General features: G+C 73.8%; 19 protein-coding genes. 12 read left to right on the forward strand and 7 right to left on the reverse strand.

What is annotated here, in order from left to right; all coding sequences use genetic code 11:
• Positions 1-5: 5 nt before the first annotated feature.
• Positions 6-269: a dsRBD fold-containing protein gene (locus tag ACFOWE_RS27020; protein ID WP_377292653.1), complete on the reverse strand. Its 264-nt coding sequence runs from the start codon at positions 267-269 to the stop codon at positions 6-8.
• A 548-nt stretch (positions 270-817) separates the two neighbouring features.
• Here ACFOWE_RS27020 and ACFOWE_RS27025 point away from each other — a divergent pair.
• The 5 genes from ACFOWE_RS27025 (at position 818) to ACFOWE_RS27045 (ending at position 6,029) form a co-directional block, all read left to right on the forward strand.
• Entirely contained in the window at positions 818-2,311 is a 1,494-nt protein-coding gene (locus tag ACFOWE_RS27025; protein WP_377292655.1) for a DUF4389 domain-containing protein, read from the forward strand.
• A 198-nt stretch (positions 2,312-2,509) separates the two neighbouring features.
• Positions 2,510-3,679 (forward strand): UDP-N-acetylglucosamine--N-acetylmuramyl-(pentapeptide) pyrophosphoryl-undecaprenol N-acetylglucosamine transferase, encoded by a 1,170-nt coding sequence (locus ACFOWE_RS27030; RefSeq protein ID WP_377292657.1) that lies wholly within the window; start codon positions 2,510-2,512, stop codon positions 3,677-3,679.
• 454 nt (positions 3,680-4,133) lie between these two features.
• A complete protein-coding gene (locus tag ACFOWE_RS27035; RefSeq protein ID WP_377292659.1) occupies positions 4,134-4,391 on the forward strand; it encodes a hypothetical protein in 258 nt (85 codons plus the stop codon).
• Positions 4,392-4,554: 163 nt separating this feature from the next.
• Complete coding sequence (locus tag ACFOWE_RS27040) at positions 4,555-4,791, forward strand: DUF2277 domain-containing protein (protein WP_377292661.1); 237 nt, start codon at positions 4,555-4,557, stop codon at positions 4,789-4,791.
• 257 nt (positions 4,792-5,048) lie between these two features.
• On the forward strand, positions 5,049-6,029 hold the full coding sequence (locus ACFOWE_RS27045) for an arabinan endo-1,5-alpha-L-arabinosidase (protein WP_377292663.1): 981 nt from the start codon (positions 5,049-5,051) through the stop codon (positions 6,027-6,029).
• 160 nt (positions 6,030-6,189) lie between these two features.
• Here ACFOWE_RS27045 and ACFOWE_RS27050 read toward each other — a convergent pair whose 3' ends face one another.
• Both ACFOWE_RS27050 and ACFOWE_RS27055 read right to left on the reverse strand, forming a co-directional pair.
• Positions 6,190-6,957, reverse strand: coding sequence for an ABC transporter permease (locus ACFOWE_RS27050; protein ID WP_377292665.1), 768 nt, complete (start codon positions 6,955-6,957; stop codon positions 6,190-6,192).
• A gap of 99 nt (positions 6,958-7,056) precedes the next feature.
• Positions 7,057-8,028 carry an ATP-binding cassette domain-containing protein gene (locus ACFOWE_RS27055; protein WP_377292667.1) on the reverse strand — a complete coding sequence of 324 codons (972 nt, stop codon included), beginning with the start codon at positions 8,026-8,028 and terminating at the stop codon, positions 7,057-7,059.
• A 412-nt stretch (positions 8,029-8,440) separates the two neighbouring features.
• On the opposite strand from ACFOWE_RS27055, the gene ACFOWE_RS27060 reads away from it, so the two are divergent.
• Together ACFOWE_RS27060 and ACFOWE_RS27065 are read left to right on the forward strand one after the other, a co-directional pair.
• Complete coding sequence (locus ACFOWE_RS27060; protein ID WP_377292669.1) at positions 8,441-9,196, forward strand: ABC transporter ATP-binding protein; 756 nt, start codon at positions 8,441-8,443, stop codon at positions 9,194-9,196.
• On the forward strand, positions 9,181-10,995 hold the full coding sequence (locus ACFOWE_RS27065) for a hypothetical protein (protein WP_377292671.1): 1,815 nt from the start codon (positions 9,181-9,183) through the stop codon (positions 10,993-10,995). The genes ACFOWE_RS27060 and ACFOWE_RS27065 overlap by 16 nt, the downstream gene beginning before the upstream one ends.
• A 10-nt stretch (positions 10,996-11,005) precedes the next feature.
• Here ACFOWE_RS27065 and ACFOWE_RS27070 read toward each other — a convergent pair whose 3' ends face one another.
• Both ACFOWE_RS27070 and ACFOWE_RS27075 read right to left on the reverse strand, forming a co-directional pair.
• Positions 11,006-12,226 (reverse strand): lysozyme, encoded by a 1,221-nt coding sequence (locus ACFOWE_RS27070; protein ID WP_377292673.1) that lies wholly within the window; start codon positions 12,224-12,226, stop codon positions 11,006-11,008.
• 209 nt (positions 12,227-12,435) lie between these two features.
• Complete coding sequence (locus ACFOWE_RS27075; protein ID WP_377292675.1) at positions 12,436-13,722, reverse strand: ADP-ribosylglycohydrolase family protein; 1,287 nt, start codon at positions 13,720-13,722, stop codon at positions 12,436-12,438.
• 200 nt (positions 13,723-13,922) lie between these two features.
• Here ACFOWE_RS27075 and ACFOWE_RS27080 point away from each other — a divergent pair, with 200 nt between their 5' ends.
• On the forward strand, positions 13,923-15,851 hold the full coding sequence (locus ACFOWE_RS27080; RefSeq protein WP_377292677.1) for a serine/threonine protein kinase: 1,929 nt from the start codon (positions 13,923-13,925) through the stop codon (positions 15,849-15,851).
• An 83-nt stretch (positions 15,852-15,934) separates the two neighbouring features.
• On the opposite strand, the gene ACFOWE_RS27085 is transcribed toward ACFOWE_RS27080, so the two are convergent.
• Both ACFOWE_RS27085 and ACFOWE_RS27090 read right to left on the reverse strand, forming a co-directional pair.
• Entirely contained in the window at positions 15,935-16,291 is a 357-nt protein-coding gene (locus ACFOWE_RS27085) for a helix-turn-helix domain-containing protein (RefSeq protein ID WP_377292679.1), read from the reverse strand.
• Between the two features lie 85 nt (positions 16,292-16,376).
• The gene (locus ACFOWE_RS27090; RefSeq protein WP_377292681.1) at positions 16,377-17,018 is read right to left on the reverse strand and encodes a gamma carbonic anhydrase family protein; all 642 of its coding nucleotides are present in this window, start codon (positions 17,016-17,018) and stop codon (positions 16,377-16,379) included.
• Between the two features lie 164 nt (positions 17,019-17,182).
• Between ACFOWE_RS27090 and ACFOWE_RS27095 the strand changes: the two genes are divergently transcribed.
• From ACFOWE_RS27095 to ACFOWE_RS27110, 4 genes are all read left to right on the forward strand, one after another.
• Entirely contained in the window at positions 17,183-17,590 is a 408-nt protein-coding gene (locus ACFOWE_RS27095) for a VOC family protein (RefSeq protein ID WP_377292683.1), read from the forward strand.
• Positions 17,591-17,800: 210 nt separating this feature from the next.
• Positions 17,801-19,216, forward strand: a complete 1,416-nt coding sequence (locus tag ACFOWE_RS27100; protein WP_377292685.1) for a hypothetical protein — start codon at positions 17,801-17,803, stop codon at positions 19,214-19,216.
• Between the two features lie 32 nt (positions 19,217-19,248).
• Positions 19,249-19,827 carry a hypothetical protein gene (locus tag ACFOWE_RS27105; RefSeq protein ID WP_377292687.1) on the forward strand — a complete coding sequence of 193 codons (579 nt, stop codon included), beginning with the start codon at positions 19,249-19,251 and terminating at the stop codon, positions 19,825-19,827.
• A 120-nt stretch (positions 19,828-19,947) separates the two neighbouring features.
• Positions 19,948-20,649, forward strand: a complete 702-nt coding sequence (locus ACFOWE_RS27110; protein ID WP_377292689.1) for an RraA family protein — start codon at positions 19,948-19,950, stop codon at positions 20,647-20,649.
• The last annotated feature ends 2 nt before the right edge of the window (positions 20,650-20,651 follow it).

Consider the following 20,651-nt stretch of genomic DNA (forward strand, 5'->3'; position numbering starts at 1 on the left):
GTTCCTCATCTTCTTCTGAGCTCGGCCTCCTCCATGACGTCGGCGGCGGCGTCGCCCATCAGCCTGCCGGACAGGTCGGCCAGCACCCGGCCGGCCGCCAGTTCGTCACCGATGTCCGGAACGGGACGGTCGGTCGGATTACGCCGCGCGTACTCGACGCTCTCGTAGGTGCGGCCGTCCGGGATGTCCAGTACGGCCTGGGCCGAGGTGACGCGGTCGTTGTCGTCCTCGACGATGGTGATCTTCACGTTCCACTGCTTGCTCTGCATGCCGGATGCCTCCTTACGGGCCTTGCGGGGCGGGTGGTCCGCTGACCGCCCGCTGGGCGGGAGGGGCACCGGCGGCGTGTCCGTCGTGCGGGGGGCGCGCCGCCCGGGCGGACCCCGCTCGTCCGGCGTCGGTACCTCCCCCAAAATGCCGGAGATGATGATTTATAGGTTTTCGTACCCGTATGTGGCTTTATGTCACTTCGGGTGCGCGCGGGAAAGACGGCCGGGCGATCGGCGGCCGAAGGGGGGAAGGAGCGGCTCGGATGGCTGAGGACCACCCGGAGTGCCGGGAGCCGCTCGGGGCTGAGGGCCAATGGCACCCGCAGGGGCAGGATCCGGCCGGGCAACCGCAGGAGGGCCGGGAACCGCTCGGAGGCTGAGGACCAATGGCACCCCTGGGGGAGACCTTCGGCCGTGGCGGTCCTCCGGGCGGAGAACGAGAGTGAGGGCGAGGACCCGGTGCTCGCAGCCAGACGGGTTCGCGCACCGCCCCGCCGAGGACGGGCCACGGGTCGTCGAGAGGGACCGAGCGGAAGGAGATGGTCCCCATGGCCGCGACGATCCACCCGGTACGGGTCGACGCTTCACTGGACGCACCCCTGTCACGCGGTCTGTGGCTGGTCAAATGGGCGATGGTGATCCCGCACGGCATCGTGCTGGTGTTCCTGTGGGTCGCGTTCGCGCTGCTGAGCGCCGTCGCCTTCTTCGCGATCCTGTTCACCGGCCGGTACCCGCGCGCGATCTTCGACTTCAACGTGGGGGTGCTCCGCTGGACCTGGCGCGTGCAGTACTACGCCTACGGCGCGCTCGGCACCGACCGGTACCCGCCGTTCACGCTCGCCGAGGTGCCCGGCTACCCCGCCCACCTGGAGATCGCCTACCCCGAACGCCTGTCCCGGGGGCTGGTGCTGGTCAAGTGGCTGCTGGGACTCCCGCACTACCTGATCGTCGCCCTGTTCGCCGGAGGCGGCACGTGGCTGGCCTGGCGGGCCGAGGAGTTCCACGCGGAGACCTCCGGAGGACTGGTCGGCCTGCTGGTGCTGGTGGCCGCGCTGGTCCTGCTCTTCACCGGGCGCTACCCCCGGCCGATCTACGACTTCGTGCTCGGCATGAACCGCTGGATCCTCCGCGTGGCGGCCTACGGAGCCCTCATGACCGACGCCTACCCGCCGTTCCGGCTGGACATGGGGGAGCACGAGCCGGGGGACACGCTCACGCTTCCGCCCTCCTCCGGGCCGGGCGTCCCACCCTCCTCCGGGCCGGGTGCCCCGCGCCTCTCCGGGCCCGGCGCACCGGCGGGTCCCGCGACCGGTGGTCCGGCCGTACCGGATCGCCGGCCGGACGCCGCGGCGCCGCGGAAGACGGGCGGCGCGGGCTGGACGGCGGGCCGGGTGGTCTCCGTCGTGGCCGGCGCGCTCCTCGTCCTCGCCTCGGCGGGGCCGCTCCTGGCGGCCGCCGCCCTGGCCTGGGCGGTCCCGGACCAAGGAAGTGCGGCCGGGTACCTGACCTCCGGGGCGCGGACCTTCACCACGAACGGGTACGCACTGGTCAGCGAACCGGTCGAGGTCCACGTCGGCACGTTCTTCCAGCCGTACGCGGCGGACCTCGCCGGCGGGGTGCGGCTCCAGGCGGAGGCCGTACGGCCCGGCGCCGAGGTGTTCCTCGGCGTCGCACCCGCCGCCGAGGTCGACCGCTACCTCGCCGGAGTGGCCCGGACCACCGTGGCGGACGTCTCCGGTGGATGGGACATGACGATCGACTCCGGCGGCGGGGCACCCGCCCTGCCCCCGGCCGCCGCGGGCATCTGGACGGTCCAGGCCGCGGGCGCGGGCGAGCAGACCGTCACCTGGCCCGCCGGGAACGGCGAGTGGAAGATCGTGGTGATGAACGCCGACGGCTCGGCGGCCCCCGGGGCCACGCTCCGGGTCGCGGTGGACGCGCCGGCCGCGCCGGTCACGGCGGCGCTGGCCGCCGGCGGAGCGGTGGTCCTGCTCGCGGGAGCGCTGCTCGTCGCGGTGCCGGTCCGCCGCGTGTCCCGGTGAGCAGGCGCCCTCGCGCACGACCCGCCCGCCGGCGCGGTGTCCGCCCGGCGGGCGGAGTCGTTCCCGGCCGGACCGCAGGTGAGCCGCGTCTCACGGGGAGGGGTGGAATTGGATCTTCCTTGATCTCCGGGTAGCGTGCCGACTCTGCCCGCTATATCCGGATGGGCCGATAATCGTATTCCTGGAGGAAACGCACGCATGAATGCCGGAAACCGTCAGTCCCTGCGCATGCTCGTCACCGGAGGCGGGACCGGCGGCCACACCTACCCCGCGCTGACCACCGTCGCGACCGCGCGCGAGCAGGCCGCCGCCCGCGGCTACGACCTCGATGTGCTCTGGGTGGGTACGGCGAACGGACTGGAGGCCCGTGTCGCGGCCGAGAACGGCATCCCCTTCCGCGCGATCAAGACGGGGAAGCTGCGGCGCTCGCCCGGCGCGCGCGAGCTGGCCGCCAACCTCGCCGACATGTTCCGCATCCCCGTCGGCGTCCTCCAGGCCTTCGGCATCGCCGCCCGCTACCGGCCGGACGTGGTGCTCTCCACCGGAGGGTACGTCTGCGTGCCGCTGGGCCTCGCCTCGCGGATCCTGCGCCGCCCGCTCGTGATGCACGAGCAGATCACCGCGCTCGGCCTGGCCAACCGCATCCTGGCGCGGGTCGCCACCCGGATCGCGCTCACCCACCCGTCGTCGATGGAGCACCTGCCCGCCAAGGCCAGGGAGCGGGCCGCCGTCACCGGCAACCCCGTCCGGCCCCACCTGCTGCGCGGGAACGCCCCGTCCGGCCGCTGGCACTTCGGCTTCGCGCCCGAGCTGCCCCTCGTGTACGTGACCGGCGGCGCCCAGGGCAGTCTCCAGATCAACACCCTGATCGAGGAGATCCTGCCCTCGCTGCTGGAGCGGGCCCAGGTGCTCCACCAGTGCGGCCCGAACTGGGTGGAGCGGCTCACGAAGGCGGCCGAGCGCCTCCCCGGGCACCTGCGCGAGCGCTACCGCCCGGTGCCGTTCGTGGGCGAGGAACTCGCCGACGTGCTGGCCGCCGCCGACGTCGTGGTCTCCCGGAGCGGCGCCGGAGCCGTCGCCGAGCTGACCGCGGTGGGCAAGCCGTCCGTTCTCATCCCCCTGGTCCCCTCCGCCGGGGACGAGCAGCGTCAGAACGCCCGATACCTGGCCGAGGCGGGGGCGGCCCGGGCGCTGCTGGAGAACGGGCCCACCTCCGGTCAGCTCCTCGCCGAGCTCGACGCCGTCCTCGAGGACCCGCGGCTGCGCGCCGACATGGTCCGGGCGGCCAAGTCGCTCGGCCGGGTCGACGCGGCCGGCGCCCTGGCCGGGATGGTCCTGGACGAGGCGGGCGTCTTCGACTTCAGGTGATGACCGGCCCCGTCCGGTGGGCGTCGCCGCGGTTGGGGCGCCGCCGGTCTCCGGCCGCACGGCGGGCGGCGCCGCGACCCGGGAACCGCCGGCCGTGCGGCCCGCGGCGGGCGGGACGACCTGGTAATTTGCCGGTAAAACCGAGGAGAAGCGGAACTCCGCACCGCGGATCGTTGTTATCAGTGGATTCACCCTGAGCCGCCGCACCGGCGGCGGCGCCCGCAGGCGCCGCCCGGATCCTCCGGGGCGAGGCGGCACGCAGCCGGACGAGGACACCGGGCCGCCGGGGGGCGGGTCCGCCGGGCCCGCCAGGGCGGCCGCCCTTCCCGCCCCCCGGGGTGGCCGGAACGGGCGGAAAATGTCGGTGCGGCGGGACAAGATGAGGGTGTGAGCACGATCTGAGCGACCAACGGGGCGCCGCCGCTGTCCTGCGGCCCCAGAGAGGAGGCACACGATGCCCACCGCGATGAGCGTGTCCGAACTGGCCGAGGTGCTCTTCGCCTCCCCGCTCCAGGCGTCGGACGATCCCTCGCCGGACCGGGTGCGCGAGGTGATCGAGGACCGGTTGCGCGCCTGCGACGAGGACATCACCGAGTGTGTGGCCTGCGTCGCGCAGGAGGCCGGAGACCACCCTGAGGCCTACCGGGAGCGGATGCGCTGGGCTCTGCGCACCGCCGACCGGGTCGGCTCCGGGGCCCTGGCCGCGCACTGACCGGTCCCCGGTGCCGATCCCTCCCGATGTGCCGCTCCGCGCACCGCTCCTCTCCGGAGGCGGGGCGGGGACACCGGGAGGCATGGGCGCCGGGCCCGGGGCCGGGTCCCGACGGGGTCCGGCGACATGATCCGATGAAGTGCCGACGATGTGAGGTCCCGCCATGTGCCGGAGCATCAAGACCCTTCGCGAGCCCTACGCCGACGAGGTGACCGGGGAGGACGTGCGGGCCGCGGCCCTGCAGTACGTCCGCAAGATCTCCGGGTTCCGGTCGCCGTCCGCGCGCAACGCCGAGGCGTTCGAGCGCGCGGTGGACGCCGTCGCCGCCGCGACCCAGGAGCTCCTGGACGGCCTCCAGGTGCGGTCCGGCTCCGGAGGGGGGCCCACCCGGGCCCGGTGAGCCATTCGGGCCCGGTGAAAGTTTCACCCGGCCCGCCGTGGCCGGAGCACCGTCCCGACCTGCGGCGGGGCATGCCCGCCCGCTGCCTCGGGTGGGAGGGGGGTTGACGGCTGTAAGCGCTTTCCATACAGTCCGGGCAGTTCCGTCGGGCGATCGGTGACCCGGCGTCATGGAACATGTCAACCGGCGTCGGCCACGGGACGCGCACCTCTGCCCGGCGAGGGCCGGACGCCCCCCACGATCCAGGATGTGATCACATGAGACGCCTGCAGCGGGCGGTGGTCGCGGCGTGCGTGCTCGTCGCGACGGCGGCCACCCTCCGCCCCGCCGAGGCCGCGCTCGCGGCCTATCCGGGACCCGGACGGGTCACCGGCGACGTCCTCGTCCACGACCCCTCGATGGTGAAGACCCCGGACGGCCGCTATCTGCTGGTGCACACCGCGGACGGCATCGGCATCAAGACCTCCACCGACCGCACGGCCTTCCGCAACGCCGGGGTCGTCTGGCCGAAGGGGGCGCCCTGGACCACCGCCTACACCGGCGGGAGCCGCAACCTCTGGGCACCCGACCTGTCGTACCGCAACGGCAGGTACTACCTGTACTACTCGGCCTCCACCTTCGGCTCGTCCCGGTCGGCCATCTTCCTGGCGACCAGCACGACCGGCGCGGCCGGCTCCTGGACCGACCACGGCCTCGTCATCGAGACCACCAGCAGCAGCGGCTACAACGCCATCGACCCCAACCTCGTCGTGGACTCCTCGGGCCGCTGGTGGCTGACCTTCGGCTCCTTCTGGTCGGGCATCAAGATGATCCGGCTCGACCCGGCGACCGGGAAGCGGTCGGCCTCCGACACCTCCGTGCGCAGCCTGGCGCAGCGCACGACCGCCTCGGGCTCGGTCGAGGCGCCGGTCATCCACCGGCGCGGCGGCTACTACTACCTGTTCGTCTCCTTCGACTTCTGCTGCCGTGGCGCCGACAGCACCTACCGCACCATGGTGGGCCGCTCCACCTCGATCACCGGCCCCTACGTCGACCGGAACGGGACCCGGATGACCGCGGGAGGCGGGACCGAGATCCTCGCGAGCCACGGCGGCGTGCACGGCCCCGGCCACCCCGCCGTGCTTCCCGACGCCGACGGCGACCTGCTCGTCTACCACTACTACGGCGACGACAACAGGGCCAGGCTCGGCGTCAACCTGCTCGGCTGGGACTCGGCCGGCTGGCCGTACGTCCGCTGAGCCCACCGGACCGCCCCGCCCTCCCGGATCCGGCGCCGCGCACGCTTCCCCCGGCGGTGCGCGGCGCCGTGCCGGACGCCGTACCGGACAGGGAAGCCGAGGGGCGCCGCGCCCGGCGCGGCCCCGGCACGCGGCCGGGCCCGCGCCGGGCGCACCGGCGTCAGACACCGCGGCGCATGGACCGCACGCCCAGCGCCAGGCCCGCCGCCGCGACCGCACAGGCGGCGAGCACCCCGTACGGCAGCGAGGCGTCGGCGAACCGGCCGGCGAACAGCGCCCGCTCCGCCTCGACGATGTGGGCGACCGGGTTGACCGAGGCGGCGGTCCGCAGCCACGCCGGACCGGCGTCCATCGGCAGCAGCATCCCCGAGAGCAGGAGCAGCGGGAACATCACCATCTGGGTGACCCCGTAGAACAGCTCCCCGCCCGGCTGGGAGGCGATCGCCAGCACGAAGGAGAGCGCGCCCAGCCCGACCCCGAACACGGCCAGCAGCGCCAGCCCGGTCAGCACGCCGGCGGGGTCCGGCCGGAAGCCGAGCGGCACCGCCAGCACGATGATCAGTACGGCCTGCGCCAGCAGGATCGCGAACTCCTTCAGCGTCCGGCCGACCAGCATCGCCGTACGGCTCAGCGGGGTGACCATCAGCCGCTCCAGGGAGCCGCCGAGCAGCTCGACCAGCAGGGTGTAGCCGGCCATCATCGGCCCGGACAGGCACATCATGACCAGGATGCCGGGCACGAACCACTGCCACGGCGAGGCGCCGATGCCATCGCCGACGCCGGGCGTCCCCGCCAGCAGCGGGCCGAACAGGAACAGGAAGAGCAGCGGCTGGCCCATGGTGAACAGCAAGCCGAGAGGATCGCGCAGCACGGGACGGAACTCGCGGGAGAAGACGGTCGCGGTGTCACGGAGGAAACGCACGCTCATGCCGGGCCTTTCTGCGGGTCTTGAGGGTCTCTGCGGGTCTTGAGGGTTTCTGCGGGTCTTGAGGGTTTCTGCGGGCCTCGGGGGAGTGGGTCCGGCCGGTCACGCGGCGGCGGCCGCGCCGTCGTCCTCGCGCAGTGTGCGGCCGGTGAGCGCGAGGAAGACGTCGTCCAGCGTGGGCCGGGCCGTCTCGGCGGCGGCGGCCTTGACCCCGGCCGCCTCCAGAGCCCGCAGGTACTCCGGCAGCGCCGTGCCCGCGTGGGGCACCCGGACCCGCACGGCCGTCCCCTCGACGGCCACCTCGCCCGGCCCGGCGAACCGCTCGGCGACGGCCGCCGCCCGCGCCGCGTCCGGCCCGTCGTGGAGCGTGACCGTGACGCGGTCGCCGGCCAGGTCGCTCTTGAGCCGCTCCGCCGTCCCGTCGGCGATGACCCGGCCGTGGTCGATGATCACCACCCGTTCGGCCATGCTGTCGGCCTCCTCCAGGTAGTGGGTGGTCATCAGGACGGTCGTGCCGTACTCGGCGCGCAGCCGCAGGATGTGCTCCCAGATGTCGGCGCGGCTGTGCGGGTCGAGCCCGGTCGACGGCTCGTCCAGGAAGAGCAGGTCGGGGCGGTGCACGAGGCCCAGGGCGATGTCGAGGCGGCGGCGCTGGCCGCCCGAGAGCGTGCCGGGCCTGCGCCGGGCCAGCGGGCGCAGGCGGAGCAGGTCGAGGACCTCGTCGGCCCGGCGGCCGGCCTCGGCGCGGGTCAGGCCGTAGCAGCGGCCCTGCGTCACCAGCTCGTCGCGGACGAGGAAGTTCTCGCCCGCGCTGTTCTTCTGGCCCACGTAGCCGATGCGCGCACGCACCCCGGCGGGGTCCGTCACGACGTCGTGGCCCGCCACGGTCGCGGTCCCCGAGGTCGGGGGCAGCAGGGTGGTCAACATGCGCAGAGTGGTGGACTTCCCCGCCCCGTTCGGGCCGAGGAGGGCGACCAGCCGGCCGGGCTCCACGTCGAGGTCGACGCCGCGCACGGCCTCGACGCGCTCCTTCCTCACCTTGAACGTCCGGGCCAGTCCGCGGGCATGGATCATCGCCCCTCCTCGGGGTCGGCGGTGGATGGAATGCGGGCACGGTGAAGAGACCCCGGGCCGGGGCTCTTCTTTTCGGAGACGGGTCCATCTTCCGCCGCCGGTCCCGGCCTGGCAAACGTGAAATGTATGTTCATGTTCGCTCTGACCTGCGGAAACGTGAGTGTGATGATCGCCGGAGAGTGGCCGTGGAGATTTTCCGCGGAGCGGGAGGGCGCCGGTGACGTGCGCTTTCTCCGTGCCGATCCGGAGGACGCGGGAGAAATTCCGGGCCCCGCCCGTGCCACCGGTCGGCGGGTCGCCGCAGCTCCTGGACAGCGGGTGCCCTACATGATCGAATTTGTCCGCCCGTGTGCCCGCACGCCCTCCTCGACGATCCGGCCCGCCCGGACGTCCGTGACCCGAGAGACCCCCCATGACCCCAGCGCTCGAGATCATCGGCCTGTCCAAGACCTTCGCTGAGAAGGTCGCGGTCGACCACGTCGACCTCACCGTCCCGCAGGGCTCCTTCTACGGACTGGTCGGCCAGAACGGCGCCGGCAAGACCACCACGCTCGCCATGGCCACAGGCATGCTCCGTCCCGACGCCGGCGGCGCCCGCATCTTCGGCGAGGACGTGTGGGCCGACCCCTCCCGCGCCCTGTCGCTGGCCGGGGTGCTCCCCGACGGCCTGGCCATGCCGGAACGGCTGACCGGCCGCGAGGTGCTCACCTACCTCGGCCTGCTCCGCGGACTGCCGAAGGAGGTCGTCGCCGAGCGCGCGGAGGAGCTGCTGGCGGTGCTGGAGCTCGACCGGGCCGAGAAGACCCTGGTGATCGAGTACTCCACGGGCATGCGCAAGAAGATCGGGCTGGCCACCGCGCTGCTGCACGCCCCCCGGCTGCTCGTGCTCGACGAGCCCTTCGAGGCCGTCGACCCCGTCTCGGCGGCCACGATCAAGACCATCCTGCGGGGGTTCGTGGCGGACGGCGGATCCATCGTGCTCTCCAGCCACGTCATGGTCCTGGTCGAGCAGCTCTGCGACCACGTCGCCGTGATCGACGCCGGCCGGGTGGCCGCCGCCGGTCCGCTGGAGGAGGTCCGGGGCGGGCTCTCCCTGGAGGACACCTTCGTCGAGCTCGTCGGCTCGGCCGGCACCGGGACGAAGAGGCTGTCATGGCTGTCGCGCTGACCACCGCCTTCACCACCATGTTCACCACCATGGCCGCGATGAAGCTGTCCATGGTGCGCAACGCGATGAACGGCCAGAAGGCCGGCCTCATCATGATCGGCGCCGCCCTCGGGCTCGTCGCGGCGGGCGCCACCCTGTTCGCGGCGTTCCGCAGCGGCGACCTGCTCGCCGCGGCCTACGCGGTCTGGATGCTCGGCTGGATCTTCGGCCCGGTCTTCGCCGGAGGCGGTGACGAGACGCTCCGCCCCGAGTACTTCACGCTCCTCGGCCTGCCGCCGCGCCGCCTGGCGGCGGGCCTGCTGGCCTCCGCCTTCGTCGGGGTCGCGCCCGTCATCAGCCTGCTCGCCCTGTCCGGGCTCGTGGTCTCCGGCCTGCGGCAGAGCCCGGCGACCGTACTGGTCGCGCTGGCCGCGATGCTCCTGCAGCTGGCGGTGTTCGTCCTGCTCTCGCGGGTCGCGGTGGCGCTGATGGGCGTCGCCCTCCGCTCGCGGGCGGGCGCGGTCGGCGCCGCCGTCGTCAACGGCGCGATCCTGGCCGCGCTCGGCCAGATCTGGGTCTTCGCGGTGGCGCTGAACCAGGTGGGCGGGATCAGCCCCGGCGCGGCCTCGGCCCTGCGGTACCTGCCGTCCGGCTGGGGGCCGGCCGCGGTCGAGGCGGCGGGCCTGGGGGACTGGGGCCGGGCGGGCCTGGCCCTGGGGGCCCTGGTGGTGCTCATCGCGCTGCTGCTGGCGGCGTGGGCCGCCCTGCTCACCCGGCGGGTGGGCTCGGTCAAGCGGTCCGCCCGCGGCCGGCGCCCCATGACGGCCGCGACCGCGACGACCGCCGTGGTGGCCAAGGAACTGCGCACCTGGTCGCGCGACCTGGTCCGGACCCACCAGCTGACCTTCTCCGTCGCCTACGGCGTGTTCTTCGCCGCCGCCCCGCTCCTGCTGGGCTGGGACGTCATGCTGCCCTGGGCCGGGCCGCTCTTCGTCGTCATGGCCGCTTCCATGTCGGCCAACCTCTACGGCGTCGACGGCACCGCGCTCTGGCTCACCCTGATGGTGCCGGGCGCGTCCGACGTGCGGGGCCGGCAGCTGGCCTGGCTGCTCGTCGTCGTCCCGCCGGCCGTGCTGCTCACGGCGGGGCTCGCCTCCGTGACCGGTGGACCCTGGCCCATGGTGCTCGCGGTCACCGCCGCCCTGCTCGGCGGCGGGGCCGGGATCGTGCCGTTGATCTCGGTGTACTCCCTCGTGCCCGGCGTCGACCCGCACCGGCGGGGCGGTAACCCGCTCCGGGTCTCCGAGGACGACGGCGCGATGACCGGCCAGGCCTACGCCGTACTGGCGCTGACGGCGCTTACCGGGGCCCCGGCGGCGGTGGCGGCGGCGGCGTACGGCTGGGCGGGCGTGGCCGTCGGCGTGGCGACCGGCGTGCTGTGCTGGTGGGGTCTCGGGCTGCTCGCGCAGCGGCGGCTGCACTCCCGCGGTCCCGAGCTGCTGCACATGATGCGCACGGGCAAGCGGCCCACGGCGGCCGGGGGGTCCGGCAGGTCCGGTTGGACGAGCCTGGACCACCTGCCGAAGCGCGAGCGGATCATCACGGTCGTCTGCTGGTCGGTCGCGGCGATCCCGCTCTTCCCGCAGGGCATCGTGGCCGGGATCCTCAAGGTCAACGGGAGCGGGAGCAGGAGCTGGTTCCTCGCGCTCCACCTGTCCGAGGGTCTCCAGTGGCCGGTGATCGCCGCCATGGTCCTGCTCGGCCTGGGCCTCTACGGCCTGGGCGGGTGGCTCATGTTCCGGCGCCGTCCGGCGGCCTGACGGCGCCGGCTCACCACCAGGTGCGCACGTCGACGTAGTCGCTCCCGCCCGACGAGGCCAGGCGGAGCGAGTCCCCGCGGTAGAGCACCTGCCAGGAACCGTCCCGGACGGCCTTGAACCGCCTGCTGAAGGCGCCGCCGGACGTGGTCGTGACGGTGCCCATCGTCGCCCAGGTGCGGGAGCCGCGGGCCTTGAACCTGATGACGACCGGCTCCCGGGCGATGCCCCTGCGGGTGCCGGCGGCCTGGCGCAGGGTGCCCGAGACCGTGATCGTGCGGCCCTTCCTGACCGGTTCCGGCCAGGCGTTCACCGAGGTGACGCGGGTGGCGGTCCGGACGGGCCGCTTCGCGGCCGTTCCGGCGGGGGCCTTCGCGGGCGCCTGCACGGGCGCCGCGGTGGTCCCGCCGCCGGCCAGCAGCTTCAGCTGCTCGTGTGTGCCGTTGAAGACGTTCTGGTCACCGGGCAGCACGCCGGAGTCCGCGTACTGCCAGATGGCGTGGCGGGTCCAGCCGGCCGGGAGGGCGCCGACGGCCGAGGAGTAGCGGGCGAGCCAGAGCGGGTGGTCGCCGAAGGCGGCGCTGCCGCCGGTGCAGGTCTGCCACCAGTAGGTGTTGGTGTAGATGGCCGGGCGCCGGCCGGTGAGGGCGAGGTAGCGGTCGCTGAAGGCGCGGATCCAGCTCACCATCGCGGCGGGCGACAGGTCGTAGCAGATGTCCAGGCCGTTGGAGGACTGGTAGGGGTTGAACTCGATGTCGAGCACGCCCGGGAGGGTCCAGCCGTCGGCCGTCCAGCCGCCGCCGCCCGCGACGAAGTAGTCGGCCTGGGCGGCGCCCCCGGACTTGTGCGGGAGCGCGAAGTGGTAGGCGCCCCTGACCATCCCGGCCTGCCGGGACCCCTGGTACTGCTGGGCGTAGTAGGGGTTGCGGTAGGTGACCGACTCGGTGGCCTTGACGTAGGCGAAGCGGGCGCCGTCGCGGTACGCCTGCGACCAGGACACGTTCCCCTGGTGGGAGCTGACGTCCATCCCCTGGACGCCGGCGGGCACCGAGGACGCCGCGGCCGCCGCGCCGGCCGTCATGGTGGCCGCGGTGGTCGCCGTGACGCCCGCCGCGGCCGCTGCGGGAGGCGACGAGACGCGGCCGGGCGCCGCGGCGGCCGGCGCGGGAATCGTCGCGGCGGCGGCGACGGTGACCGCCGCGGCGCCGAGGAGGAGCCCGGGAAGCCTTCTCATTCGTCCTCGCCCTTCGCAGGACGCCGTGCGGCGTCAGGTCCTCCTCCCGATCGGCCGGGGCGGGGAGGGGATGAGGGGCGGGCGGTGTGGTCCGGGTCACTTTCCGGGGCGCGGGCCGTGAACCGGACGGCTCCCAAGGGGATTCGTGAACCGCACGGCTCCGGAGGAGGCCCGTGAGCCGGACGGCTCACGGAGGAGGCGTCGCGGGGTCAGGCTGACGGGTAGCGGGCGGCGAGGTCTCCGGGGAGGGGGCCGCCGGAGGCACCGCCTGCCGGTCCGTCTGCCGGATCGTCTGCCGGACCGTGGCCGGGACCGTGGGCGGGGTCGTCCGCCGCGCCGCCGAAGACGGCGACGAGGTCGTCGGCGATCCGCAGGATGGTCCGGCGGCCCTCGACGGCCTCGGCCCAGTTGGCGGGCAGGGCCGCCTCGCCGTACGCCGCGCCGATGATGTTGCCGCAGATCGCGCCGGTGGAGTCGGCGTCGCCGGAGTGGTTGACCGCCAGCAGCAGGGCCCGGCGGGGGTCGGGCTCGGCCAGGGCGCAGTAGACCGCGATGGCCAGGGCCTCCTCGGCGATCCAGGCCCCGCCGAGCGTCTCCACCTTCTCGGGGGAGGGGTCGCCCGCCTCGGCCAGCTTGCGGGCGGCGCGCAGGGCCTCGCGGGTCTCCCGGTGCTCGCGGCCCTGGCCGTCGAAGGCAGACAGCCACTCGTCGGCCGAGTCGACGGCCCCGGCCAGGTCGTCCCCGGCGACGAGGCGGGAGACGAGGTGGGCCAGGGCCCCGGAGGCGATGGCGGCGGTGGGGTGGCCGTGGGTGAGGCGGGCCGCGGCCACGGCGAGCAGCGCCGGGTCGCCGGCCGGCTCCGTGCGGGGGAGAAGCCCGAAGGGGGCCGAGCGCATGACGGTGCCGCAGCCCTTGGAGCCCGGGTTGACCGGCCCGTGCGCCAGGGGCGTCTCCGGCGGGGGCGGGACGATGCGGGAGCGCAGGCCGGAAAGGCAGGCGTTGCCGGGGGCGCGGCGGGCGTACAGCCACCTCTCGGTGCGCAGCCACCCGGTGCGGAAGCCGCCCCCCGCGTCACCGCTCGTGGCGCGGCCTGTGCCGCCGTTCGTGCCACCGCCCGTGCCGCTCTCTCCGCCACCGCCGATGCCACCGCCGGTGCCACCGCTCGTGGCGCGGCCTGTGTTGCCGTACTGGGACGGCGGCGCCGTGCGGCTCTGGGTGTCGAGCCAGCGCAGGTAGGCGTCGCTCACGGAGGTGAGCGGGTCGCCGGAGTGCAGGCGGGCGCGGATCAGCCCCTCGGCGGTGAACAGCGTCATCTGGGTGTCGTCGGTGATCTCGGTCTCGACCATGGCGGTGAGTCCCGCGGGGCCGTACCGTGCGCGGATCCGCGCCAGCGAGTCGAACTCGACGGGGTTGCCGAGCGCGTCGCCGACGGCGCCGCCGAGCAGGCAGCCGCGGACGCGGGAGCCGTACGGGACGGCCGGTGCGGGGTCGTTCATGAGGAAGTCCTTGTCGTGCCGGGCGGGCGGGGCGGCGGATGTCCGGTGAATGATAACGCACGAAATGCTAATGTGAATAGTATCCACAACTTGTCTGCCGGTTCTGGATGATAGTAACGATTTGATCCACCATCTGGCGATCATTGTTCGCATCTGATTTGATCTCGCCGCAACTCATGACAAACCACGCCGGAGGATGTGTGCTGCCGCTGCTCACAGGTGACCCGCACGAGATCGGCCCCTACCGGGTGGTCGGACGCCTGGGCGCCGGCGGCATGGGCGTCGTCTACGCCGGGGTCGACGCCACCGGACGGCGGGTGGCGGTCAAGCTCGTGCACGAGGCGCTCTCGCTCGACCTGGAGTTCCGCCGCCGGTTCAGCCGCGAGATCCGGGTGCTCGGCGGGGTCGAGAGCCCGTGCGTCGCCCGGGTGCTCGGCTCCGACCCGGGCACCGAGCGCCCGTGGCTCGCCACCGAGTTCATCGCCGGCCTGACGCTGGAGCAGCACGCGCAGGCCGAGGGCCCGCTGACCGGCGACGCCCTGTACGGCCTGGCCGCCGGCCTGGCCGAGGCGCTCGTCGCCATGCACGCGGCCGAGATCGTGCACCGCGACCTGAAGCCGTCGAACGCGATCCTGGCCGCCGGCGGGCCGAAGCTCATCGACTTCGGCATCGCCAAGGTGCTGGACGGCAGCACCGTCACCCACACCGGCACGCTCATCGGCTCACCCGGCTGGATCAGCCCCGAGGAGTACGGCGACGGCCCGGCGGGCACCCCCGCCGACGTGTACGGCTGGGCGCTGCTGGTGCTCTTCGCCGTCACCGGAGAGCAGCCGTACGGCACCGGCCGCCCGGAGGTGCTGGCCTACCGGATCCGGGAGGAGACGCCGGAGAGCGGGGCCGTGCCGGAAGGGCTGCGCGGGCTGGTGGAGCGGGCCCTGGCCAAGGACCCGGCCGAGCGGCCGCTCGCCGAGGAGGTCCTGGCCGGGGTGACGGAGGCGTGGTGGGCGCTGTCCGAGAACCGGCCGGAGGGGCGGCCCGCGGCCGAGGCGGCCGACGTCACCGCCCTGATCCAGCACACCTGGGTGCTGCCCCGGCACGAGACGCCCGACTGGCCGGTGCCGCCGACCGGTCCCACGTCGCTCGCCGGTCCGGTGCCGCTCGTTCTCCCCGGTTGGACCCCCGCGACCGGTCCGGTGCCGCCTCCTGCGGGGACTCCCGCGACCGGTCCGGTGCCCGTCTGGCCCGTCCCCGGAACGGGTCCTGTCCCCGCCGGGCCGGTCCCGCCCGCCGGGAAGCCTGGACCGTCCTGGGTGCACGCCTACATCGCCACGGCGGTGGGCCTCACCCTGGTCGCGATCACCACGATCGTCGCGGTCGCCGTCACCTCCTCCGCGGAACGCTCCGCCCCGGTCGCGCAGCCCCAGGCCGTGTCCGCCGCAACCGATGCTGCCGCGGCCACCGCTCCCGTGCCCGCCTCGACCTCGGCGCCGAGCCCGTCGGTGCCCAGTCCGGCCCCGACTAAGTCGGCGAAACCGAAGAAGAAGACTCCCAAGAGCGCGGCCGTGTCCTTGGAGGGAATCCGGATGGCCCTGCCGAAGAGCTGGCGGATGATCCGGGTCGATGACCACACCGCCTGCATCGAGTCGCCGGACTCGGACGGGTTCAGCGGTCCCTGGCGGCTGGCCTGCCGTCCCGACTCGATGACGGTCGTGTTGAGGTCCGGTCCCGACCAGTGGCCGGGATACTCCATCGAGGACGAGGATTACGGATTCATGATGGGGCAGGACATGCCCTGCCTGGCCGGGGGCAATGTGGCGAGCGACCCGACGGGTCGGACCAACATCGGCTCCTGGGCCGGGGAGTACGGCCGCTACGTCGGTGTTGACCCTTACCGTTCCAGGCTGAACCACTCGGGCCTGGCCCGCATGGGAGACAGCAGGAAGGCCTTCTACCGTGACTGGCGGGTCATGTGCGCGGACGACGTGGGGTACACGATGAGGATCTGGCACCTGCCGGAGTCCCGGGTCTCCTTCTACGTGCTCTGCGTCCTCCCGGAGGATGCCGCAGGCTACAAGAAGATCATCGCCTCCACCGATCTCACCGGCTACCCGTACGCCGCCCCGATCTGACGGGCCGCTGCCCGGGATCCGCCGGGGTCCCCTCGCCCGGCCGGAACCACTGGTGCCGCATCAGGCGACGTTCGTCCTGTTGACTACCTCGCGGAGGAGTTCATCGACGGCGTGTTCGTTCCGTCAGATGATTTAGCGGCGGACCATCTTCTTGATCTCGCGCTGCTCGAGCAGGGTGAACGTCTTGGGGGGCCAGCCTTGTACTTCGGGTAGAAGGAGTCGAAGCCGTCGGCGTTGAAGTCGTGGATCACGTCCCGGACCCGGTCCGCGCTGGTGAACGTCACCTCGGCGATCCTCGCCACGGGCATGCCCCGCGCGGACAGCAGCACTGTCTGGGCGCGCCGCCAGGTCACCACTGACCCCGTGCCTCTGCGGATGATCCACAGCAACCGTCTGCCCTCGTCGTCATCGATCTCACGGACCCGCACCCGCTCTGTCACCCGCACGGCTTGCCGGGCGCGCGCCGCCGCAGCGGAATCCGGACGGCGCGTCACTCGGCACGGCACAAGAGTCGCTGGTGCGGCGCTAGCCGGGATTCAGAACCTCATCGTCCGCGTGCGTGCCGAACTCGGCGACGCGCACCTCCGCGATGCACTCGTACCGGTTGATCCGGTCGGTCCACTCCGCATCGACACCGAACGCCACCTGCGCGAAGCCCACCCGGCCGACGGCCTCGGCCAAGCCCGGATCGCCGGGGGCCAGCAGCCGCACCGGCGCGTCGAGCGCCACGGTGTGCGGCGGCACGAAGTACTCGTCCGGCAGAACGGTGCGCGCATGGACGAGCGCGCCGACAGCGACAACCGAGCCGGCCCCCAACCGCGCGCACTGCAGGACCGTCGCCGCGGTCGCGACATAGACGCACCTGCCGACCTCGCAACCCAGCAGCGTGGCATGCGGCCCCACGAAGACATGGTCGCCGACGAGCACCGGCTGGTCGCCGGCGACCGCAGACCCGCGCAACACCGCGTTCTCGCAGATCACCGCCGCCTCCCCGACCTCGATCCGGGACCCCTCGGCATCGAGTACCGCACCGTACATCACCCGCGCCCTCGGCCCCACGCGGACATCACCGACCAGCGTGGCCGTCGGGGCGACGTAGGCGGTGGGATGGACCTGCGGTTCACGCCCGCGATGCCGGATGCGGATTCCCTGCGTTTCGGCGGTCATGGACGGATTCTCACCCGACCGGCCGCGAGCATGCTGGCGGATTTCAGACATCGCGTTCGCCGAGACCGGTGGCATCCGCGATCCGCGGCACTACAGGGCGAACGTTCGCCGATGCGACACTGGCGTCGAGGCGGAACGGACCGGCGGCGCAGGAGGGCAGCACCATGGACTGGAAGCTCGAGGTCGTCCCGGTCCCCGTCACCGACGTGGACCGGGCCAAGCGCTTCTACGGCGAGCAGGCCGGCTTCGCCGTCGACCTCGACATCGAGGTGGGCGACGGCACCCGCGTGGTGCAGCTGACGCCTCCCGGCTCGGACTGCTCGATCCACCTGAACACCGGCATCACGGGACCGCCCCCAGGCTCGCTGCAGGGCCTGCAGATCGTCGTGCCCGACATCGAGGCCGCCCGCGCGGAGCTGGCCGGGCGGGGCGTGCCGGTCAGTCCTGTCCGGCACTACGACGAGGACGGCGGCCTGGCCGACGGGCCGGGCGGCCGGTGGAACTCCTTCGTCTTCTTCGCCGACCCCGACGGCAACGGCTGGGTCCTCCAGGAGCGGCCCGCCGACGGATGAGCCCCGAAGGATCCCCCGCGCCCGCCGACGCCGTACGGCGCACCGGCACGGCGGCCGGACCCGCGGTCCGTCCGCCATGTGGCAGGGACGCGGGTCCGGGCTCCGAGGACGCTCCGCGGGTCCGCCGGCCTTCCGGTTTTCCGACCTGCGGCAGGCCCCGCCTGTGGAATGCTCGCACGGGATCACGACACGGAGAGGACGAGCGGGCTGGTGCGGACGTATTTCGATCCGGAGGAGGCCGAGGAGTTCGAGGCGGCGAAGGACCTGCTGGTCCGCCGCTGCGCGGCCTGGGCGGGGGAGCACGGCCTGGAGGCCGACGAGCTGGTCCTGTCGGCGGCGTTGGACGCCCGGCACGTCAGCGTGGACGGCAGGCTCGGCCACTGGACGCCGCAGGAGGTCCGTCGCGTCCTGCTGGAGTGGATCCCCCGGCAGGTGACCGCCGTCCCGGGCGAACTGGACACCGCTCCGCGGAGCCTGCTGGCGCTGCTGCGCTACCTCGACGCCTCCGGCCTGCGCGACCCGCGCGGCGCCACGGCGGCGGAGCTGGAACGGGCCGTCACCGAAGCCGCCGCGGACTATCCGGCGGCGATGGCGGACCCGACCCGGTGGGGGATCGCGAAGTTCTGGGCGATGACGGCGCTGGAACGCGGCGTCGACCTCACAGACGGCAAGGCCCTTACCCGGTTCCAGCGCGACCTCGACGCGGGACGCGTCGACTACGACGAGCAGGTGCTCGACGGGCTGGTGGAGCGGCAGATGACCGAGCCGGGCCCCGGCCAGGAGCGGGCCTTCGTGCAGCTTCCGGTGCGACTGCCGCCCGAGGCCGAGCTGACGGCCGCGGCCTCCGGCAGCGCGGTGCTCCGCAGGCTGGCCGCCCTCGCCGACTGGGCCGGCGCGGACGGCCGGGCCCTGACCGCTGCCGGGAACCTCCGCCTGCAGGACGCCCGCGAGCTGGCCGAGCTGCTCGGCACCGGCGAGCAGCACCTGAAGGTGCGCACCGCCGCAGAGATGACCGAGCTCGACATGCTGCTGACCTGGGCGAAGAAGGCGCGGCTGGTGCGGGTGGCCAAAGGGCGGCTGGTGCGGGTCGCCAAGGCCGCGCCGCTGCTGCGAGACCCGCTCGCCCTGTGGCGGCGGGCGTTCGAGGTGTTCCCCGACCTCGGGGAGGCCCTCTGCGCGCCGCCTGAGGGGTGGGCCCCGGTCTCGCTGCTCGCCGTGGACTTCGACGAGTTGCTGCCCGACGCGCTGAACTCGGTCTACGGCCTGCCGCACCCCATGCCGACGAGCCGGCTGGCGGAGACGATGTGGTACGCCTGCACGGAGTACCTCTGGGACCTCTCCGGTGAGGACGACCCGCGGCGGAAGAGCCTGCGCGGGCGGTTCGACCGCGACGTGGAGCGGGCGTTCGCGGTCCTGGCCGAGCTGGGGGCGGTCGAGCTGAGTCACGGGGTGGCCGACGAGATGTTCTCCGCCGACCTGCTCGCCCTCCGGGCCGTCGAGCGGCGTCCGTCCCCCGAGGCCTCGAACTCCTCGAGGAGTTCGGCGCGCCGGACCTGCCGTTCCCGCCGGAGGCGCGCGAGCGGCTCCTCGCCCGCCTCGCCGAGCCCGGCACCCTGGTACGGCTGACGCCCCTGGGCACCTGGGCGACGCGCGAGCGCATGCTCGCCCAGGGCCGGGACGCGCCGCTGGTCGGGGAACTGGCCGACGCCGCACCCGCCGAGATGCTCGGCGTGGTCGCCCAGCACTACCCGCAGGAGGAGGCCAGGGCGGAGATCGAGGGCTGGCTGGCCGCGCACGGCGGGGACGTCGAGCCGCTGCTGCAGGCCGTACGGGACTGCCCGTTCCGCACCCGGGCCTCGGCCCTGCTGGGCACCCTCGTCGCCTGCCTCGACGACGGGCCCGCGCTCCTGGAACGGCTCCGCCGTGACCCCGTGCTGGGGCCGATCGCGGTGGCTGCCCTCGTCGAGGACGGGAGGCTCCGCCCGGAGGAGCTCACCGAGCGGGAGAGCGCGCTCATGCTCGCCGAGGGGATGCTCGGCCTGCTGGAGGTCGGCGGGCCCGAGGCGGTGCGGGAGCAGATCGAGTCCCTGGCCGGGCCGGGAGCCGAGCTGACCGAGCTCGTGCTGGGATCAGGGCATCCCGACGAGACGGGGCTGGAGGAGTTCCGCACGCTGGTGGCCCTGCCGCTGCAGAGCCGGGGCCGCCCCACCGGGCACGGACGCAGGCACAGGCGCTGACCGCTCCGCCGGGCACGGGTACGGGCGCAGCGCTGAGAGGCGCGCCGGTCCGGAAACGACCCTCGACCCCGGCGCTCCCGCCCGCTTGAGTGGGGGCAGGCCGCGAGAGAGGAGACGGGAATGGACCACGCGGAGCTGCGCAAGCGGTTCGCGGCACTGACCACGGCCCACCTGGCGGACGCCTGCGTCCGCGCCGGGATCCCGGCGCGCTGCGTGTCCCTGCGCGCCGTGACGTCCGGTGACCGCCTGGCCGGGCGGGTGCTCCCCGCCCGGCACGCCGGCAGCGTCGACGTCTTCCTGGAGGCGTTCGAGCAGGCCGCCCCCGGTGACGTGCTGGTGGCCGACAACGGCGGGCGGCGCGACGAGAGCTGCGTGGGCGACCTCGTGGTGCTGGAGGCGCGGGCCGCCGGGCTGGGCGGGATCGTGATCTGGGGGCTGCACCGCGACACGGCCGACATCCGGGCGATCGGGCTGCCGGTCTTCAGCCTGGGCTCGATCCCGACCGGACCGCTCCGTCTCGACCCCCGGCCCGCGGGCGCGCTGGAGTCCGCGACCGCGGGGGAGTGGACGGTGACCCGGCGAGACCTGGTCCTGGGCGACGACGACGGCGTGCTCTTCGTGCCGGCCGGCCGCGCCGGGGAGGTGTTCACGCTGGCGGAGGCGGTCCGCGACGTCGAACGGCGCCAGGCCGACCGGATCCGGGAGGGCTCCTCCCTCCGCGAGCAGGTGCACTTCGGCGCCTACCTCGCCCGGCGCACGCAGGAGCCCTCCCTGACCTTCCGCGAGCACCTGCGCTCCGTGGGCGGGGCCATCGAGGAGTGACC

It is taken from the genome of Planomonospora corallina (genome assembly GCF_042650625.1).
GTDB classification, from domain to species: Bacteria; Actinomycetota; Actinomycetes; order Streptosporangiales; family Streptosporangiaceae; genus Planomonospora_B; species Planomonospora_B corallina.

Excerpts from the sequence above, each read along its gene's own strand:
- ACFOWE_RS27020 (WP_377292653.1), bottom strand. The coding sequence starts at position 269 with ATGCAGAGCAAGCAGTGGAACGTGAAGATCACCATCGTCGAGGACGAC.
- ACFOWE_RS27025 (WP_377292655.1), top strand. The coding sequence starts at position 818 with ATGGCCGCGACGATCCACCCGGTACGGGTCGACGCTTCACTGGACGCA.
- ACFOWE_RS27030 (WP_377292657.1), top strand. The coding sequence starts at position 2,510 with ATGAATGCCGGAAACCGTCAGTCCCTGCGCATGCTCGTCACCGGAGGC.
- ACFOWE_RS27035 (WP_377292659.1), top strand. The coding sequence starts at position 4,134 with ATGCCCACCGCGATGAGCGTGTCCGAACTGGCCGAGGTGCTCTTCGCC.
- ACFOWE_RS27040 (WP_377292661.1), top strand. The coding sequence starts at position 4,555 with ATGTGCCGGAGCATCAAGACCCTTCGCGAGCCCTACGCCGACGAGGTG.
- ACFOWE_RS27045 (WP_377292663.1), top strand. The coding sequence starts at position 5,049 with ATGAGACGCCTGCAGCGGGCGGTGGTCGCGGCGTGCGTGCTCGTCGCG.
- ACFOWE_RS27050 (WP_377292665.1), bottom strand. The coding sequence starts at position 6,957 with ATGAGCGTGCGTTTCCTCCGTGACACCGCGACCGTCTTCTCCCGCGAG.
- ACFOWE_RS27055 (WP_377292667.1), bottom strand. The coding sequence starts at position 8,028 with ATGATCCATGCCCGCGGACTGGCCCGGACGTTCAAGGTGAGGAAGGAG.
- ACFOWE_RS27060 (WP_377292669.1), top strand. The coding sequence starts at position 8,441 with ATGACCCCAGCGCTCGAGATCATCGGCCTGTCCAAGACCTTCGCTGAG.
- ACFOWE_RS27065 (WP_377292671.1), top strand. The coding sequence starts at position 9,181 with ATGGCTGTCGCGCTGACCACCGCCTTCACCACCATGTTCACCACCATG.
- ACFOWE_RS27070 (WP_377292673.1), bottom strand. The coding sequence starts at position 12,226 with ATGAGAAGGCTTCCCGGGCTCCTCCTCGGCGCCGCGGCGGTCACCGTC.
- ACFOWE_RS27075 (WP_377292675.1), bottom strand. The coding sequence starts at position 13,722 with ATGAACGACCCCGCACCGGCCGTCCCGTACGGCTCCCGCGTCCGCGGC.
- ACFOWE_RS27090 (WP_377292681.1), bottom strand. The coding sequence starts at position 17,018 with ATGACCGCCGAAACGCAGGGAATCCGCATCCGGCATCGCGGGCGTGAA.
- ACFOWE_RS27095 (WP_377292683.1), top strand. The coding sequence starts at position 17,183 with ATGGACTGGAAGCTCGAGGTCGTCCCGGTCCCCGTCACCGACGTGGAC.
- ACFOWE_RS27105 (WP_377292687.1), top strand. The coding sequence starts at position 19,249 with ATGCTCGCCCAGGGCCGGGACGCGCCGCTGGTCGGGGAACTGGCCGAC.
- ACFOWE_RS27110 (WP_377292689.1), top strand. The coding sequence starts at position 19,948 with ATGGACCACGCGGAGCTGCGCAAGCGGTTCGCGGCACTGACCACGGCC.